The organism is Microbacterium sp. (assembly GCF_017305435.1).
Lineage (GTDB): Bacteria > Actinomycetota > Actinomycetes > Actinomycetales > Microbacteriaceae > Microbacterium.
In genome coordinates this window covers 83,339-103,376 of sequence record NZ_JAFKIP010000008.1, presented here as the reverse complement: position 1 = coordinate 103,376, position 20,038 = coordinate 83,339, and the positions used below count along the sequence as shown (strand labels likewise).

Genomic DNA, 20,038 nt, shown 5'->3' with positions numbered 1-20,038 from the left:
GCGCTTACGGGAGGTGCCGACGGCGACGGGATGCCGAGGTCAGCGCGACGCCGAGCGCCGTGAGGACGAGCGCCCAGAGCGCCCAGGCGCTGAGGTCGTGGCCGCCGGTGCGGGCGAGCGCGGTCACCGCGCCCGCGGCGCCGGCGTCGCCGGTCGGTCCGGCGGGTCCCGTGGGGCCGGTGGGCTCCGTCGGCGTGACGGGCGCCGGCTGGTCGGCGTTGATGTAGACGTTCCGGGCGGCCGCATCGTCGTAGGCCGGGTCGTCGCTCGTGACGGCGTGGCTGAGGGTCTGCACGATCATGCCGGGCAGCTCCTCGGCGCTCGGCGCGGGCGTCGTGCGCAGCAGCACGCCGTGCGGGCCCGCCGCGGGGATCAGCCGCACGATCACGGTCTTGGGCCCCGTCTCGCCGGCCTCGAAGACGAGGATCACGGTGTCGGAGAAGGTCACGCCGCCGTCGATCGAGATCTCGGCGTACGGCAGTCCGCCGCCGAACGCCGACGAGATCGTGATGTAGACGCGCGAGGTGGGCGGGGTCGACAGCGCGATCGTGTACGAGTCGGTCTCCTTGACGCCGGTCTTCAGCGTCGTCGTGCCGTCCGTCTCGACGATGATGACCGTGCCGGTGCCCGCGAGCGGGTCGGCGACCGGCAGCGGGATGACGAGCGGGACGGGCGACGCGACCGTGTCACCCGGAAGGCCCACGGGGGCGGACGCCGCGAACGGAGCCGCGACGACGACGGGAGCCGGTGCGTGCCGGACGTCGACGAGAAGGCCGCCGCCGCTCAGGCGCGATGCGGTCGAGGGTGCGACGGGGGCGGCGAAGGTGATGTCCGTCGCGGCGCCCGCCGTCCGCACGGTGAGGGTCGAGGCATCCGCGCCCCCGTCGAGCGAGACGAGCGCGTTCTGCCGGTACGGCGTGCCCGCGCTCACGAGGCGTACGGCACGCAGGTCGAACGCGTCGGCGCCCGTGCCGGCCTCGAGGCGGAGCTCCGCGCCGTTGCCGTTCACGATGAAGCGGTCGGCTCCGGCCCCGCCGTAGAGGGTCGTCGGGGCGAGGATGCCGGGCGACGCCCAGCCGAGCTCGGTCTGCACCGTCACGAAGCCGTCGCCGGGTTCGACGTCCGGCTCCACCCGGGGCGTGGCGAAGAACTGGCCGACCGTGAAGGTGTCGTCGCCGTCGCCGCCGTTGACGGTGGTGAGCACCGTCGTCCCGTCGAAGACGAACTCGTCGTCGCCGTCGTAGCCGTTGACGGTCAGCCGCGCGTTGATGCCCTCGTCGTACGTGATCCGCTCGACCGCGTCGCCCTGACCGAGCACCGCGACGAAGGCGGGCCGGCGGGCGTCGGGCTGCTCCGCGATGGCGGCGACCGGGCGGAACAGGAACCGGTCCGCGGCATCCGTGCCGTCGATCGTCAGGAAGTTCAGGCCTTCGCGTACCCCACCACCGCGCACGATGATGCGGTAGTCGTGCCCGTCGGGGTCACCCGAGCCCCAGGTCTGCACGAAGAACGTGTTGTCGCCGCCCTGACCGAAGAGCACGAGCGCGTCGCGCACCTCGGCGCCCGCGAAGTCGTCGCCGGCCGCGGCCGTGTGCGTGCCGGTCATCGTCTGCAGCCGGTTCACCCAGAACGAGTCGTCGCCGTCCGGTGCTCCCGCGGCGGCGCTCGCGCTGCCGTAGACGAGCGTGTGCCCGCCGAGCCGCGTCTCGTCGAACAGGAACGCGTCGTCGCCGGCCCCGCCGTAGATCTCCGTGGGGTGCCCCGTGACGATGCCGCCGAGGTACACGTACACGCCCTCGGGGGCGGCGGGGTTCTGCCCGGAGGCGGCGCGGATCGTGACGCGATCGCCGATGATGACCGTGCCCGCCGGCGCCCAGACATCCATCGCGGAGAGGATCTCGACGGCACCCGACGCGGCCACCGCGCCGAACGGCACCGGAAGGGCGCCCAGGGTCACTCCGCCCGGCAGCACGAAGACCGACTCCCGGTCGACGTCGGGGTCGTAGAGCGTGCGCAGCCGCACGTCGCCGCCGAGCGCGACCGCGAAGAGCACCGAGAGGCTGCCCGTCGCCTCCGTCACGAACACCCCGGCGAGGCGCGGCGCGGCCGAGAAGGCGACGAGGCGACCGCTCTCGGCCGTGTCGATGAAGAGGTCGCCGCTGAAGTCGACGGTGCGCGATCCGACCGAACCCGACGCCACGAGGTCGATGCTGCGCGCGACGAACCGGGTAGAGCGGTCGTCGACGTCGTTGCGGATCGATCCGTCGAGCGTCTGGATGCCGAGGTCGCCCGTGAGCGATCCGGCGTAGAGGCCGTAGTAGTCGCCCTGCGTCTCCACGAGGCGGATGTCGCCGCCGGCGAGCGCGAAGACCCGCCCGCGCGCGGAGAAGGAGCTGTCGATCTCGAGCGGGTCGCCGCCGAGGCCGGTGCCGAAGAGGCCCGGACCGCCGATGCGACCGCTGAGCAGGCCCGCGACGAGGACGATGTCGCGACCGATGACCCGCGCCGATCCGTCGTCGATCGTGCCGTCGTCGAGGATGGAAGCCGAGTTCTGCAGCGCCGTCAGCGTCACGTCGCCCTGCGTCGAGGTGATCGTGCCGACCCGCAGGTCGCCGATCGTCTCGCGATCCTCGATCCACCCGTTCGTGAAGAGCGTGATCTCGCCGTCTCCGTCGGAGACGCTGTTCAGCTGAGTCGGCCGCCGCAGGCTGGAGAGGCGCGCGTCGACGTCGGAGGTCACGTCGAACGTGATCGTCGAAGCCGTCTCGCTGTGCACGATGCGGATGTCGTCGCCCGCGGCGACATCGCTGAAGGTGTACGCGGCGTCGTGCACCGTGTTGGTGGTGCCCCATGCGACGAGCACGGGGTCGGTGAAGCCTGCCCACGGCCCGGGGTCGGGGTGGAAGTAGGTGTGGTACTGGCCGGTCGCGCCGACGAGGACCGACAGGTTCGGCGGCACCGACACGTTCACCTGCACGAGGTAGGAGCTGAAGGCAGGGGCATCCGACCCGGAGAGCGAGTCGTGCACGACGATGTCGACGTCGCGACCGGCGTGGATCGGGCCGAGGACGGGACGGAAGGCCGTCCCGGCGTACGGCGAGCCGACCGGCATCCGCGCGCTGTAGGTGAGGTCCAGGACGGCATCGCCCGATGCGTCGGCCGTGAGCGCGACGGGCCGCGTGGGATCGACGTCGTCGACGAGGAAGTCGCTCTGGACGAGCGTGATCCGCACGGGGAAGCGCAGCGTGACGCCGAAGACCGTGAACACGGCGCCGATCGACCCCTGCTCGGCGTGCAGGCGCGCGATGTTCGTGCGGATGCTGCCGGTGCCGGTCGCCGTGATGTCGCCGTGCTCGTCGATGACGCTCGTCGTGCCGATGGGGTTGTCGATCGCGCCGTTCAGGATGAGGTCGGCGGTGCTCGGCCCCGCCCAGTTCGCGATGTCGACGAACGTGGGGGTGAAGATCGGATTTCCGATGTGGAAGCGGAAGGCTCCGGACTGCTCGGCCTGCACGTCGACGGTCGCGCCGATGTGGTCGAGGTTCACGACGCTGATGCCGTTCACCTCGAGATCGAGGCCGGAGTAGTTGTAGAGGCGTACGACGTCGAACGTGTTCTGCACGTGCAGGGTGCCCTCGGTGCCGGTGATGACGCCGTCCTGGCCGCCGCCGGGGTTGTTCACGAAGTAGGTCGCGCGGCCGCCGCCGGTGTTCTCGATCGGATCGACGACGATCGTGCGCCCCGCCGGGATCGTCTGCCCGAGGATGTAGGTCGTGCCCAGGTCGTCGCGGACGGTCAGGCCGTAGAGCTTCACGATGCGGCCGCCGGCATCGACGACGAGCGTCGGATCGGGCGCGTGCAGGTAGACGTCGGCGTTCCAGTCGATCCCGCGGTTCATCACGACATCCGCGCCGTCGCCGGAGCCGCCGAAGTCGATGAAGCCGCCGCCGGTGGATGCCGCGGCGTGGATGTTCGTCGTGAGGTACTGCGCCTCGACGCGGAGGATCGCGGTGCGGATGCGCACCCCCTGCTGCGCCGTCACGGAGGTCGTCGCCGTGAAGTGGCTGCGGGCGTGGGCGTCGCTGTCGCCGCCGAAGCACCCGCACGTCGCGCGCGCCTGAGCGAACACGTCGAGCTTCTGGTGCTGCGCGGTGATCGTGACGCTCTGATGCCCGACGATCTTCGCGGGGGCGTTCAGCTGCACGTGCACGGTCGAGGTGAGGGCGACGTCGCTCGTCGCGTCGGAGTCCTCGAACGCGCCGTCGCCGTTGGAGCGGTTGTAGTCCTTGAGGTTCGTCGAGACCATCTGGGCCGTGAGGGCGACGTTGTCGGCCTCGATGTACGCGCCGCCGCCGACGGTGAGGTCGGCCGTGTCGGTCGCGACGAGATGGCACGGCTCGTCGCAGCCGTCGCCGGCGGAGGAGCTGCCCGCGAACGAGCCGCCCGTCGCGCCGGACTGCAGGTCGGACTGCTGCCCGGTGGTCGAGGATGCCGCGATGTCGTTCCACGCCTGGACGAGGCCGTCGAGGGTGACGTGCGATGTCGTGGTGAGGTCGGCGCGGGTGTTCGACTCGGTGCCGTGGCCGAAGCCGCCCGCACTCGAATAGGCGTAGGCGTTGCCGCTCGCGACCGTGAACGGGTCGATGACGACGCCGCCGCCGGTCGAGACGAGGCGCGTGCCCGACCGCACGGCGACGTTCGTCGTCGCCGTCGCCGAGACGACCGAGCGCGCCGCCCCCACCGAGATGAAGCCGAGGCCCGACGACGTGCCGTCGGCGAGTCCCGCAGCGGTGTTCAGGGCGTGCACGGCGATGTCCCCGCCCGCCGTGATCGCCGCGCCCGTGCCGATCGTGAGCGCGAGGTCGCCGCTGACGGTCGTGGTGGGGCGGACCTTGCCGACCTGGATGAAGCCCCCGCCCTCGCCCGAGACGCGCGATTCGCTGGCGACGCCGGCCGGCAGGCTCGGCGCCATCGTGCTCACCTGCAGGAGGCCCGTGCCGGTGCCGTCGGCCGTGAGGTCGACGACGATCCGGCCGCCCGAGCCGCCGCCGAGCGCGGGGCCGAGATCGACGACGGCCGGGACGAAGCGGCTCACGCCGACGCTGCCGTTCGCCGTCACGGCGTAGGGGAAGCACGTGCCGAGGATGTTCACGAGCTGCAGCTGGAACGAGGTCGCCGTCGCGTTGCAGACGGTGTACACGCGCCCGTTCTCGAGCCCCTTGACGGGCTGCTGGCCCGGCGCGAACAGCTGATGGATGACCTTGAGCCCGTCGGTGGACGTGTCGGCCGCGAGCGCCAGCGAGACCTGCGGGATCGTGCCGCCCCCACCGTCGTCGCAGCCGCCGACCGCGTGGCAGTAGCTGTCGGCGAGCTGGATGCGGTTCGCGTCGATGACGCGCACCCAGTAGGTCGTGTCCTGCGTGAGCCCGCCGAGTGCGCCGCCGGTCGAGCGGTAGACGATCTTCGCCCCGTTCGACAGCCCGTGGGCGTGGATCGCGATGACGTTGTTGTCCTCGCCCTGGAAGGTGGGGGGCGAGCCGACCTGCACGGGCTTGCCGTCGGCATCCACCACGATGTCGACGCGGCTGGAGTAGAACGAGGCGAGCGCGTCGGGCGCGAGGTACTGGATGCGCTGGCCGTCGCTGTAGGAGTTCCCGACGACGATCGCGCCGGTGCCGGCGTCGATGTTCGCGCCGCTGAACGACACGGTGCCCTGCGGCGTATCGGCATCCACCAGCTGGATGCGGAACTCGTCGACGACGCGCACATAGTATGCGTGGCCGGCGGTGAGCCCCGCGACGCCGAAGCCGGTCGGCGTGTAGAAGACGCGCTGCCCGGTGGTGAACCCGTGCTGCCGCGTGAAGGTGATGATGTCGTTGTCGGGGTCGACGGTGGACGCGTCGAACGCCGCGCCGAGCTGGATCTGCGTCGGCGAGACGACGAGCACGCCGTACTTCGCCCCGTCCACGAGCCCGCCGACGGCCGTGCCGCCGTTCCGGCTGTAGGTGACCGTCGCGCTGTCGTCGAGCGTGTGCGCACCGGTGAGGGTGATCGTGTTGCTGCCGGGGTCGACCCCCGTGACGGCGTCGAAGGCGTAGGTCGGCAGCGGCGGCGGCGTCTGCGAGTTCTGGTTCGCCTGCAGGGTCACGGTGCCGCCCGCGCGCAGGTCGGTGCCGGGCGCGAGCGACAGGCGCACCGTGGGGTTCGTCGTGACCGAGGCGCGGTTCGAGCTCACCGTGAGCGCGATCCCGACGTCGAGCGACTGCGCGTAGGAGCGCGCGACGGGCTGCTCCTGCGCGCCGATCGCGACGTTCCCGGAGACGATGATCGGCAGGCCGTCGCCGACGACGGTCTCGACGGTGGGCGACACCATCGCGGTCGCCGCGCCGCTCGAGAACGAGAACGCGCTGCCGGACGCGTTCGACAGGGCGGCGTCGGCGCGATCGAATCCGTTCGCCGCGACCGTCAGCGAGGCGGCGCCGACGCTGCCGGCGGCCCCGCCCTCGATGCGGGCGCGCATCGCGGCGCTCGTCGCGGCGGCGACCTGCGCGAACGGGTTCGTGTCGGTGTCGGCCATGAGAAGGCCCACGTTGACCGATCCGCCGGTCGCCTTCACGGTGTTGGTCGCCGTCGCGGTGACGGTGACAGCCGCTGCGGGGGCCGCGATCGTGGCACCCGAGCCGAGGCTCGCCCGCGTCAGGGCGCTGCCGTCGATGACCGCCTGCGCGGACGAGGCCGCGACGCCGATGCCCGAGAACGAGATGGCCCCCGACGAGGCGTTCGCCGTGCGGTGCGCGTCGGCGACGATGCCGGCGCTCGTGCCGCCGAACTGACGCGCGGCGCTGTCGGCCGTGACGGCGGCGGAGATCCGCGCCGTGGGAACGCTCATGCCGAAGGCGACGAGGCCGCCCGAGGCCATGTCGGTGGTCGCCGTCGCGGTGTCGGTCGTCGTCGCCGTCACGAGCGCCGGGCCGTTCGTCACGAGGAAGCCCGCGCCGTACCGGGCGACGGTCGCCGCCTGCCCCGAGATCGTGGCGACGGCGATGCTGCCCGAGATCGCGCCGAGACCGATCGAGAGCGCTTCGATCGTCGAGCTGACCGCCGTCCCGCCGGCGGCGGCCACCGTGACGCCGGTGGAGTTCGTGATCGCGCCGTCGAACGCCGCCGTGACGCCCGCCGCGGTGGTCGCGACGGTCGCGAAGAGCCCCGCGTTGATGAGGCCGCCCGTGCCGCCCTTCGCGTGCGCGGTCGCGTGGGAGCCGGCGCGGTTCTCGGCGCGCACCGTCACGGCGCCGGTGGCGGCGAGCGCGACGCCCGATCCCACCGTCGCGGTCGTCGCTGCCGTCGTGGTGAGGGTCGCCGTAGAGACCGTGCCGTTCAGACCGAAGATCGACAGCCCGATGAGGGAGGCGTCGGCGTCGGCCGTGTTGCGCGACGAGGCCGTCACCGCGAACGACCCCGACGAGGCCGATCCGCTCGCGAAGGATGCCGCGGTGGCGGCGGCGACCTCGGCGACCGGCAGCAGACCGTTGATCGCGAACGCGCTGACGCTCGTCGAGTCCATCGTGGCGCTCGCGCCGTTCTGCGACCAGGCGCTCACCGCGACCGCGCCGCCGCTCGCGTACACCGGCGCCGTGCCGGCGTCGACGATCGCCCGCACCGCGGCGTTCGCGGTGACCTTGCTCGTCGCGCCGCCGATGCCGCCCGTGATGAATCCGACGCCGACGAAGGCGACGGTCGTCGTCGCGGAGTTGTACGCGAGGGCGTCGACGGTGAGCCCGACACCGACGAGGCTCGCGCGCAGCTCTGCGGTCGTCGCCGCCTCGACGAGAGCGGTCGGAAGGCTCAGCGCGCCGGCGAGAAGGCCGACCGCCACGGCATCCGTCGTCGCCCGCGCGTCGTTCGCGGCGTGCGCCCGCACCGTCGTGGCCCCCGAGGACCAGACCGGTGCGAGGACCGATGCACGCGTGAGGGCAGCCGCCGTCACCTCGCCGTCGACGATCGACCCGGTCACGGTGAACAGGCCGATCCCCGCGACCTTCGTCTGCCCGGCGGCGCTCTGCCGCGTGTCGGCGATCGCCTCGACCGACCCCGACGCCGCGACGGTGCTCGAGAGGGTCGCCGTGATCGGGGCCTCGAGGCGCGCCGTGGCGAAGTAGACACCGCCGGAGATGAGTCCGCCGGCGACGCCCTCGGCCTTCGCCGTCGCCTCGTTGCCGGTGCCGAGCGTCACGGCGTGCACACCGACGAGCCCGGAGCTGACGACGGTCGACGAGTCGATGGATGCCCGGATGACGGCCGCTCCCGTGACGCGGGCCTCGACGTCCACACCCTGGATCGTGCCGAGCCCGCCGATGCTCGCGGTGAGGGCGTGGGCGAGCGCGCGGTTCTGCCCCTGCGCATCGACGACGAGCGCGCCGGAGGCGGCGACGCCCGCGGAGAAGAGCGCTTCAGTGGCGCCGCTGACGATGGCCCTCGGGTTCATGACGAGGGCGGAGATCGCGCCGATCGCGCCGCCCATCATGTCGGCGTCGGCCGTGTTGCGCGACGTGGCCCGCATCGTGATCGCGCCGCCGGCCGAGAACCACGACCCGCCCGTCGCGCGCGCCCGGGTGTCCCGCGAGACGGTCGACCTCGAGAACGTGAGCCCGACCGAGACGGCGCTCACCTGCGCGTTGTACGTGTCCGTCGAGACCGTGTTCGTCGCGTCGGCGGTGATCGAGACGGATCCGGCGACCCACGCCGTGCCCGAGTAGTCGGCCTGTGTGCGGCCGGACACCGTCGCGACGGCGACGGCGCCGTTGATGCCGACCGCCCCACCCGAGACCGACAGGACGAACACCGGGACGACGATCGACGACGACGCCAGGACGGAGATGCCGCCGACGGTGGCCCCGGTGCCGCCCAGCTGCACGGCGCCGATGCGGGCGACGGTGTCGCCGGTGACGTCGTTGAGCGAGATCGCCGCTCCCGCCGCGACGAGGCCGACACCGACGCCGAACACGGTAGGGGCGACCCGCCGGTCGGCGTTCGCTGCGACCGTGACCGTGCCGCCCGAAGAGAGCACCGCGGCGCCGTCGTCGAGGTGGGCGCTCTGGCGGGAGTCGGTGTTCAGGAGGCTGATCTGGCCCTGGATCGAGATGACGCCGATGCCGCCCGAGAAGGTCCACGTCTCGGTGCGTTCGCGCGCGGCGGCGGAGACGGTCACGCCTCCCCCGGCGCGCAGCGTCGCAAACGCGCCGACCCCGGCATCCACGTTCGTGCGCAGGTTCGCCACGACGAGCGACACGCCCACGGCGCCGAGCCCGCCCGAGACGGCGCCCGCGAGGCCGAAGAACGCGTCGCGGGCGACGCCCGTGACGGCGATGTCGCGCCCCGCGGTGATGGTCGCACCGACGCCGATCGACGACGTCGTGCCGCGGACGGCGGGCACCGACAGACGTCCGGTCACGAGGCCCGCGCCGGGGGCGACGACGCCCGCGGTGGCCGCGGCGAGACCGGCCTGCTTGCGCTGTGCCGTCTTCGAACCGGACGAGTCCTGCGCCCCGTTCAGGATGGACGCGTACCCGTTCGACCCCGACCCGGAGGCGAAACCGTCGGCATCCTGCTGCGGGGTCGAGCCGCCGCTCATGTGCAGGGCGTCGCGCGATCCGCTGCCGTCGTCGAAGGTGCTCGACGGGTCGGTGCCCGCGCTCCACACCGAGACCGATCCGGCGACGCCGACGACACCGGCGCCGACGCTCACCGCGAAGGTGGTGATCCGGCGCGCCGACATCGCCTGCACGGTAACGTCCCGGCTCGCGGCGACCTGCGCGCCCGCGCCGATGCCGGCGGCGACCGCGATGTCGACGACGCCGATGTCGACGCCGCCCGCGACGCCGACGAAGCCGACGCCGAGCCCGCCGCCGAGGGTGAAGCTCGTCGTGCGGTCGGCGGCGGAGACGCTGACGCTCTGCAGCACGCCCGCGCCGGCGCGGTCGGGGTTGACGCGCACGCCCGGCTCGATCGTCGCGACGGTGTCGCCCGTCAGGAGCGTGACGTTGACGGCGCCCGCCGCTCCGACGAATCCGCCGCCGCCCGAGACGGCCATGCCGAACACGTCCTGCGCGCTCGTCGCGACGACGGCGAGACCGCGCTGGGCGCCCGTCGGGAACGCCGTGTCGGTCACGCTGCCGAGCGGGATGCCGGTGAGGTCGCCGAACCCCGTCGCCCGCGCGTCCACCGTGCTGCCCTGGCCGATGGATGCCCGGGTGTCCTTCGTGTACGACACGACGGCAACGCCCATGCCGACCCCGACGAACCCGGCTCCGAGGCCGCCCGCGAAGGTCGCGAGGGCGGTGTCGTCGTCGGCGCGCACGAGCACGTTGCCGCCTGCGTCGATCACGACGTTGGACCCGACGACGGCGTGCGCCTGCGTGTGCACGACGATCGCGGCGACGGCGGCGGCGACGCCGACGACCCCGGCGCCCGCCGAAGCGGAGACGGCGGTGATGTCTTCGGCGCCCTGGGCGTTCAGCACCACGCTGTCGGCCGCCCGCACGGTCGCGCCGTCGCCGATCGTCGCCCGCGTGTGCAGGGTCACGACGTCGACCGCGGCGTTGACCGCGACGCCCGCCATACCGCCGCCGACCGCGGCGCCGATCATGAGCTGGCGGAACCGGCCGCCGGCGGCCACCGTCACCGACTGCCAGGGTGCCGCCCCCGCGTTGTCGGCGTTCACGAGGGCCGCGCGTCCGATGAACGCGTCCGTGTTCGCGGTCACGACGTTGACATTGCCCGCGACGCCGACGCCGGCCGTCGCGGCGACGGCGACCGAAGCGCCCACCGCGAGGATCTCGTCGCTGTTGTTCGCGACCACGGCGACTCCGTAGACCGTGCCGGGGGCCTGCGTCAGCACGCGGATGCCGAGGGAGCGCGCCGGGTCACCGGGAGGCTGCGTGCCCTGCCGCACGAAGCTGTGACCACGACCCGTCGCCGCGGCGGGCGTGAGGTCGATGGTCTGGAGCACCGCTCCGGGGCATCCGCCGGTCGCCGGCGCCGCCTGGCACTTCGTCGCGGCGAGGCGGAAGCTGTGCGGACCCGTCATGACGACGTAGTACGTGCCGCCGTCGACGAGCCCGCCGACGGGCGTGCCGCCGCCTGCGCTGTACACGACGGCGTCGCCCGTCACGAGCGGGGCGCCGTCGAGGTCGTAGGGCAGGTCGACGATGTCGGTCGCCCCATCGATGTCGCTCGGCGCAAGGTAGGGCAGGTAGGCGGCGCCGGTGGGCTTGGTCGCGGGGGTCGTCGCCTGATCGGTGGCGAAGATGCGCTGCGACTCGCCCGGCCGCGCGGGCGCGACGAGCGCGACGGCGGCGCCGCCCGGCGTCAGCGCGAGACGCACGCGCGTCGGCGTCGACGCATCGACGATCGCGTAGTACGTGCCGCCCGAGACGAGCCCCGCGATCGGCTGACCGCCGCCCGTGTCGTAGACGACCGCCTCACCGTCCCGCAGTCCGTGCGCATAGCCGAGCTCGAGGGTGTCGCCGCCGATGATCGCGCTGCGCGGGTCGAAGCGCGTGTCGATGTACTGGATGCCGATGGCGCCCGCCGCGGCGACGCCCGCGCCCCAGCCGAGCGCGGTCACCCGCGACAGGTCGCCGATGAACGCCGTCGTCGTCTTGGTGATGACCGGGACGGCAGCGGTGAGCCCGACCGACGCGGTGCCGGAGCCCGCGACCGAGCCCGAGACGATGTCCATCGAGAGGGTCTCGTTCGCGGCGATGTTGGCGCTGCCGCCCGCCACGACGACGGCGCGGCCCGCGCCGCACGCCGATTCGGTGGCGACGGATGCCGCGCACTGCCCGCCGACCCCCGCCTGCGTCACGATCGTGTACACCGAGACGGCACCGTTGGCCGAGACCGCCGCCGTGCCGCCGACGCTCGCACCGGCGGCGACCGACGTCACATCCTCGGACGACGTCGCCGTGATCGACACGTCTCCGGCGACCGAGACGAGGGCCTCGGGCGCGATCCAGGCGCGGGTGGACTTGTCGACGACCTGGACGTCGGCGCCGATGCCGACGCCGGCGGTGCCACCGATCGCGAGCTGGCCGGCGATGCCCCGGAGGGTCGTCGTGTCGGAGGCGGCGAGTCGCGCACCCGCCCACGATCCTGCCGCGACGCCGTCGAGCGTGACGCCCCGATCCAGGTGCGCGTGCGTCGTGTTGTGCTGTACGCCGACGGTCGCCGCTCCCGTGACGGCCGCCGTGCCGCCCACCCCGCCGCCGATCGCGACGAACCAGAGGTCTTCGCTCTGCGTCGCGGCCGCCGAGAAGCCGACGCCGCCGCGGGCCCACAGCTCGGCGCGTTCGCCGACACCGGCATCCACGATGCCGGTGCGCACGAACACCACCGACGAGAGCCCGATGCCCGCCGTGCCGGCGCCGCCCACGCCGCCCGCGATCGCCATGACGGTGATCGGATCGGTCGCCGAGAGGGTCATCGCTCCGCGCGCCCGCACCGCGGTCGGCTGCGCCGCGGAGCTGTCGATGTACGCCCGGGTGCCGGGCGCGGACGCGCCCTGGTTCAGCACGAGCACGACGAAGGATCCGCCGATGCCGACGTCGTCGGCCGCACCCCCCGAGATCGCGAACTCGGTGAATCGCTCCCCCGCCGTCGCGACGAGCCAGACCGAGCCGCCGAGGTCGGCGGTGACGCCGCGGCCGATGAACGCGCGAACGGTCTTGTTCTGCACGTTCAGCGCGAGCGCGAAGCCGATGCCGGCGGAGCCGGTCGACAGGCCGAGCGCTCCCGCGACGTCGATGAAGCGCGTCTGGTCGGTCGCCGTGAACGAGAGGTCGCCGCCCGCCGCGAGGGCGGCGTCCGCGACGCCCTCGTTGACGGATGCCGCGTCACCGAGGCCCGCCTCGGTCGTGCGGTTCACGACGTTGACGATGACGGAGCCGCCGACGGCGGCGTCGCCGTTCGCGGCCGCACCGGCGACCGCGACGCCGGTGAAGTCGCCGAGGCTCCCGAGGAGCGGGATCTCGGGGGCCGCAAGCGGGTCGAGCGACGCCGTCGCGCGCCCGATGACCGCGCCGCCGGCGATGATCACGGTGGGCGCGGCGAACGAGCTCTCGATGACCGCGCGTGTCGTGGATGTGACGTACTGCACGACGATCGCGGCGCCCACTCCGTTGCCGTCGAGCGTGATCGCACCCGAGGCGGCGATGCCCGAGAGGGCCATCGGGTTCGAGGCATCCAGCGAGATGCCGCCCGTGACCGTCAGCGTCGACCCTGCGCCGATGATCGCCTCGTTCGTGAGGAGGAGCACCTGCACGACGACCGCGCCGGCGACGGAGGTGTCGCTCGTGCCGCCCGCGGCGGCGATCGCCCAGCCCTGGACGTCGTTGCGGGCGCCCGCCGGCGTGAGACCCGTCACGGCGATCTGACCCGCCGTCACGCGCGACGCGGCGCCGACGCTCCCGCGGTTCGTCGAGTTCACGACGTTCAGCGCGACGGCGGCGCCGATGTTGCTGCCGTCCTGGAGCTTCACGGCCGACCCCGTCGCGCGGGCCGTGGCATCCACTTCGTTCGAGGCGAGCACCGCGAAGACGCCGCCGACGTCGATCGTGAGTCCGTCGGCGGTGCGCGCGAGCGTGCGGATCGTGACCCAGTTCACCGTCACGGCGGCCGCGACGCCGACGGTGTCGCTGCCCTGGCCGCCTTCCGAGCTCGCAGTGCCGTTCGCGCTGTCGGTGTTCGACTTCGCCGAGGGCAGTGAACCGGTCGAGGCGCTCGTGGACGACGTCGCGGGTGTCGAGTCGAGCTGCCGCTGCGCCTGCTGATCCGAGTTCTGCGGCTGGCTCCCGTCCGTCGGCTTCTCGGCGCCGCCCGCGCTCGCGGCGCCGATCGCACTCGTGTGCAGGGCGTTGGATGCCACGAGCCACAGCGCCCCGGCCGTCACATTCCGCAGGACGCTCGCCGTGACGGCGAGGTCGACGACGTTGATGACGATGATCGCGCCGACCGCCGCGTCGTCGCTCCCGGTCGCCTCGGCCGCGCCCGACACGGTCACCGAGCCGGTGTGCGTCGCGCGGACGAGCACGGTGCCGGTCGCGACGAAGGGGCGCGGACCGGCGGTGCCGATGGATGCCAGGACGACCGGCAGGACGACGTTGATGCCCACGGCGGGCGCGATCGCGGTGCCGCCCTTCGCGCCGGCGGCGACCTCGTTGGTCACGACGTCGGCGTGATCGGCGCGCACCGTCACGTTCGCGCCGCCCGCGACGTCCGCCCCCGCCGCGATCTCGGCGCGGGTGAGGTCGTGCGCGATGACGTTCAGGGCGACGGACGCACCGACCCCGGCATCCGATCCGCCCGCCTCGGCCTTCGCGAGCGCCTTCGCGGTGTCGGTGCGGCGGTTCTCGGCGGCGAGCTCGACGTCTCCCGTGCCGAAGTCGACGCGGGCGGTGGAGGGGATGAGGGCCTCGGTGTCGATGACGACGAGGTTGAGCGCGAACGCCCCCGCGACACCGACGTCCTTCGACCCGGCACCGGCGTGCGCCTCGGCGGCGAAGTCGTGCGTCGTGTCGGCGCCGACGGTCGTCATGAGCGCCGCCGCGCGGAAGCCGTTGCCCGACACCCGGGCTCCCTCGCCGACGGCGGCGCGGTTCTCGATGAAGGCGAAGCTCAGCGCGACGGCGACGCCGACACCCGCGTCGTCCTTCGCGAGGGCCGTGCCGTCGGCTTTCGTGAGGCTGTCGACCTGGGCGGACGAGGTGAGCCAGACGAACCCGCCCGCGATGATCGAGAGGGTGTCGGGAAGCGTCGCGGTGGCGTGGAACTCGGTGAGCGCGAGCGCGATGGCCCCGGCGACGGAGACGCCCCCGTCGCTCGTCGACGCCGAGGGGCTCGCGCCGTTCTGCACGCCGTCGCCGCCCTGGTTCTTCGAGGTCGAGTCGGCGTAGGTGCGCTGCTTTCCGATCTGCTGGTCGACATCGCCACTCGGGGCATCGGCGCTGTCCTCGCCCGGCGCGCCGGCGGCGGATGCCTTCGCGTCGGCCCCGTTCCGCGATGAGCCCAGCGCCGAGAGCGACACCCAGCCGCCCGCGACGATGTTGCGGCGGGTGGTGGCCGTGACGGTGTCGAAGGCGAACGTGAGGGCGACGGCGACACCGATCGCGGCGTCGGAGCCGCCCGTCGCCGAGGCATCCGCCGTCGTGCGCGCCTCGGTCGTCTGGGTCGCCGAGATCGTGACGTTGCGGCTCACCGCGATCGGTCCGGAGGCGAGGGCGCCGACGACGGCCGTCGTGCGGACGTTCGAGACGATGATCGCGATCGACGGCGTCACCGTGACGTCACCGCCCTTCGCGCCCATCTGCGCGCGCACCGCCGTCCTGCTGACGCCCGCGGCGGCGAGGGTCAGGTCGCGCGCACCGACGAGGGCGATCTGGTCGGCGAGGAGCGCGTGCGTGTCGTGCGTGACGAGCGCGAGGGCGAACGAGACGCCGACACCCGCATCGCCCGTCGCCGTGACGCCGCCGCCGGTCGCGAGGGCGCTCACCGTCGTGGCGAGCGCGCTCCCCGCGGCGATCACCGCGTCGCCGCCCGTGAGGACGACCGCGCCGCGCACGGCCGCGAGCGTGTCGAACCAGACGAGACCGAGGGCGACGGAGCCGGCGACCGACACCTTGCCTCCGCCCGCGCCGGAGGAGGCGATCGCGCTGACGGTCGAGGTGTCGTCGGCGCCGTCGATCGTCTGCGTGGCCCGCACGGCGAGCGCGTGCGCGTGGACGGCGAGCGTCGCCGGCACGAGGCTGTGGTTCTGCACGTCGACGTAGGTGATCGCGACACCCGCGCCGATGGCGGCGTCGCCGCCGTGCGACGACGAGCCGTCGCCCGCCGACGCGGCATCCGTGTTCTGCGACGACGCGAGGGTCACGGCGCCACCGGCTGTCACGAGCGCGACCTGGGGCTCGACGATCGTGAGCGCCCGCACCGTCGCGATGACGATGCCGATCGCCGCGGCGACGTTGACGGGGCCGTCGCTCGTCTCAGCACTCGGGGTCTCCGCGTCGCCGGAGCCCGCGACGCCGTTGTCGGATGCCGTGTCGTCGAGGAAGCTGCGCTGCGTGTCGGCGGTGTCGGTGACGCCCGTGCCCGACGCCCCGCCCTCCGTGGCGGGGTCGCCCGAACCGGAGTCCTTGTCGTTCTCGGGCGCGCCCGCGGCGGACGCCGTCGTGCGGGCGCTCGAGTTCGACCAGCTGAACGCCTCGAGGGTGAGGTCGCCGCCCGCCGTCACGGGCCGGCCGAGCACGGCCGTCACGGTGTGGTTCGCGATCGTCAGAGCGAAGGCGATGCCGATCGCCGCGTCGTCCGACGCGATCGCCGCCGCGGTCGCGGTGCCCTCCGCCGACGCATGCTGCGCCGCGTGCATCGTCACGTCGCCCGTCGCGGCGAGGGCGCCGGTCCCGATCCGGGCGAGGGTCGTGACGTTCGACAGCACGATCGAGATCGCGGGCGCGACGGCGACACCGCCGCCCTTCGCGCCCATGCGGGCCTCGGCGGTGACGGCGTCGCGGGCGTCCGCCGACAGGGAGACGTTCCGCGCGCCCGTGACGATCACGCCGTCGACGAGGAGCGCCGACGTGCGGTGCGTGTCGATCACGAGGACGAACGAGACGCCGACGCCGGCGTCACCGGTGCCGCTCGCGCCGTCGCCGACCGGCAGCGCCGTGACGGCGCCGGCGACGTCGCTCGCGGCGGTGATCTCGAGGTCGCCGCCGGTGAGGTGGACGGTGGCGTAGAGCGCCGCGAGGGTGTCGGTCGTGACGAGCGCGATGGCCACCGATCCCGCGACCGAGACGTTGCCGCCGGCCGCACCGGATGACGCCGCCGCGCCGAAGGTGCCGGTGTGATCGGCGCCGTCGACCGTGACGATCGACGAGAGCGCGACGTCGTGCGCGGTGACGACGACCGTGCCGGGCAGGATCGCCGCGTTGATCGTGTGCGCGAAGGTGAGCGCGACACCGGCGCCGATCGTCGCGTCGCCCGTGCCCGCCGCCGAGCCGTCGGCTCCCGTGCGGGCGTCGGTGTTGGCGCTCGTCTCGAGGCGCACGGCGCCAGTCGCCGCGATCGTCGGGACGTCGACCGTGACGATCGTCTCGGCGTGGACCGTCGAGACGACGATGCCGATCGCCGCGGCGACGCTCACGGGGCCGTCGCTCGTCTTGGCATCCGGGTTCTTCGTCGTGCCCGATCCTTCGCCGCCGTTCTGGGTCGCGACCTGGTCGCCGTGGTCGCGCTCCCCCTGCGCGAGCTGGTCGACGCCCGTTCCCGGCTTGCCGCCGGGGTTCGCCGCATCGCCGGAGTCCTCGTTCTCCGGCGCGCCCGCCGCCGACGCGGCCGCGAGGGCGCTCGCCCCCGAGATGCTGAACGCGCGGAGGATGACGTCTCCACCGGCGGCGATGCGTCGCGCGAGCGTCGAGGTCACGGTGTGGTTCGCGATCGTGAGGGCGAAGCCGACACCGATCGCGGCGTCGGCGGCTCCGAGCGCCGCAGCCGAGGCCGTCGTGTCCGCCGCGGCCTTCTGCGTCGCCGTCATCGAGACCGTGCGCGTCGTCACGAGCAGGCCCGTGCCGATGCGGGTGCGGGTCGTGATGTTCGTGAAGGTCAGCGCGACGGCGGGCGAGATGGCGACGTCACCGCCCTTGGCGCCCATCCGCGCCTCGGTGACCGCGAGGTCGACGGCGGTGGCCGAGAGGGTCACGTCGCGGGCGCCGGTGAGCACCACGCCGTCGGAGACCTCGGCCGTCGTGCGGTCGGTGATGATGTGCAGGGCGACGGACGCCCCGACACCGGCATCGCCCGTCGCGACGGCGCCGTCGCCGTGCGGCAGGGCCGTGACGGTCGTCTTCACGTTCGACGCCGCGGTGAGGCCCGCGTCGCCGCCGGTGAGGGCGACGGTGCCGTCGACGCCGGCGCGGGTCGTGTGGTTCAGGATCGTCATCGCGAACGACCCCGCGACGGAGATCTTGCCGCCGCCGCCTGCTCCGGAGATCGCCGCGGCGCCGAACGTCGACGTGACGTCGGCACCATCCGTCGTCACGGTGGCCGACACAGCCAGGTCGTGCGCCGTCACGGTGAGGGTCGCCGGCACGGTCGCGCGGTTCGTGACGTTCGCGAGCGTGAGCGCGACGGCCGCGCCGATCGTCGCGTCGCTCGCACCGCCTCCGGCGGCGGCCGATCCGTCGGCGGCGGACGACGCATCGGTGTTCGCGGATGCCGCGAACACCACGGTGCCGCCCGCGACGATGCTCGTGACGGGAGCGGTGACGATCGTCTCGGCGCGGACGCTGGCGATCGTGATGCCGACGGCCGCGGCGACGTTCACCGACCCGCTGCTCGACGAGGCCTCGGGGGCCTGCTGGTCGCCGGCGCCCTCGCCGCCGTGCGCGGAGGAGACCTGTGACGCGTGCGTCCGCTCGCCCTCGGCGAGCTGGTTCACGCCCGTGCCACCCGCGCCGCCCGGGTTCGCGGCGTCTCCGGAGTCCTCGTCGTTCTCGGGCGCTCCGGCCGCCGAGGCCGCCGCCGAGGCGGATGCCGACGAGACCCCGAACGCCCGCAGGGTGACGTCGCGACCGGCCGTCGTGTTGCGGGCGAGTTCGGTGAGCACGCTGTGGTTAGCGATCGACAGGGCGAAGCCGACGCCGATCGCGGCATCCGTCGCCCCGAGGACGGCGGCCGACGCCGTCGTGGCGAGCGCGGCCTTCTGCGTCGCGGTCGCGGTGAGCGAGCCGGCGAGGGCGAGTGCGGCCACGCCGACCCCGATGCGCGCGAGCGTGCGCACGTTCGACAGCGTCACCGCGACGGCCGGGGCCAGCGCGACCTTGCCGCCGGCCGCGCCCATCCGCGCCTCGGTCGTCGCGGCATCCACTGCCGTCGCGGCGAGGGTGAGGTTTCGCGCGCCGGTGAATGCGACGCCGTCGGCGAGGTCGGCGGTCGTCCGGTCGGTGATGAGGTTCAGCGCGACGGAGGCCCCGAACCCGAGGTCGCCGGTCGAGGTGACGCCGGCCCCGGCGGGGAGCGCCTTCACGGTCGATGAGGTGTCGGATGCCGCGGTGAGGGTGCCGTCGCCGCCGGTCAGTGCGACCGTGCCGTCGACACCGGCGCGGGTCGTGTGGTTCAGGATCACCATCGCGAACGAGCCCGCGACCGATACCTTGCCCCCACCGGCACCGGCGACCGACCGCGCCCCGAACGTCGCCGTGTGATCCGCGCCTTCGGTCGCGACGGTCGCCGCGGCGGAGAAGTCGCGCGCCGTGATCGTGACGGTCGCCGGGACGACGGCCCGGTTCGTGACGTTCGCGAGTGTGATCGCGACGGCGGCACCGATCGTCGCGTCGCTGCCCTGCGAGGCCGCGCCGCTCGCCGAGGTGGACGCATCGGTGTTCGCCGCGGATGCCAGCGACACGAGCCCCGACGCGGCTTGCCGGACGACGACTCCGGCTCGGGGGTCGTGGCACTGCCCGCACCGTCGCCGCCGTGCGCGGCCGACGTCGCTCCGGCATGAGTGCGCTCACCCTCGACCTGGCTCGTGACGGCGGACGGGCCGGATCCCGCGCCGCTGCCCGTCTCTTCGGGAGCGCCCGCGGCCGACGCGGCGGCCGACGAGGAGGAAGCGGAGATGCTCGACGCGGAGAGCGCGGCGGATGCCGCTGCGGCGACGCTGCGGGCGAGCTCGGACGTGACCGTGTGGTTCGCGATCGTGAGACCGAGGGCGACGCCGATGCCCGCGGAGGTCGCCCCGTAGGCCCCCGCGGTCGCGGCGGTGGCCGCCGAGGCCTTCTGCGTCGCCGTTGCCGCGAGAGCCCCGGTGAGGCTCAACGCTCCGGTGCCGATCCGCGTGCGGGTCGTCACATTCGAGAGCGTGACCGCGACCGCGGGGGTCAACGCGACCTTGCCGCCGGCCGCGCCCATGCGAGCTTCCGTCGTCGCGGCATCCGTCGCCGTCGCGGCGAGCGTGAGGTTCCGTGCGCCCGTGAGGGTGCCGGCG

1 protein-coding gene is annotated in these 20,038 nt (G+C 73.7%); it reads right to left on the bottom strand.

Translation table 11 applies throughout. The annotated features are described in order from the left end of the window. Nucleotides 1-4: 4 nt before the first annotated feature. A complete protein-coding gene (locus tag J0I43_RS14750) occupies nucleotides 5-19,456 on the bottom strand; it encodes a hypothetical protein (RefSeq protein WP_292865485.1) in 19,452 nt (6,483 codons plus the stop codon). Nucleotides 19,457-20,038: the final 582 nt, after the last annotated feature.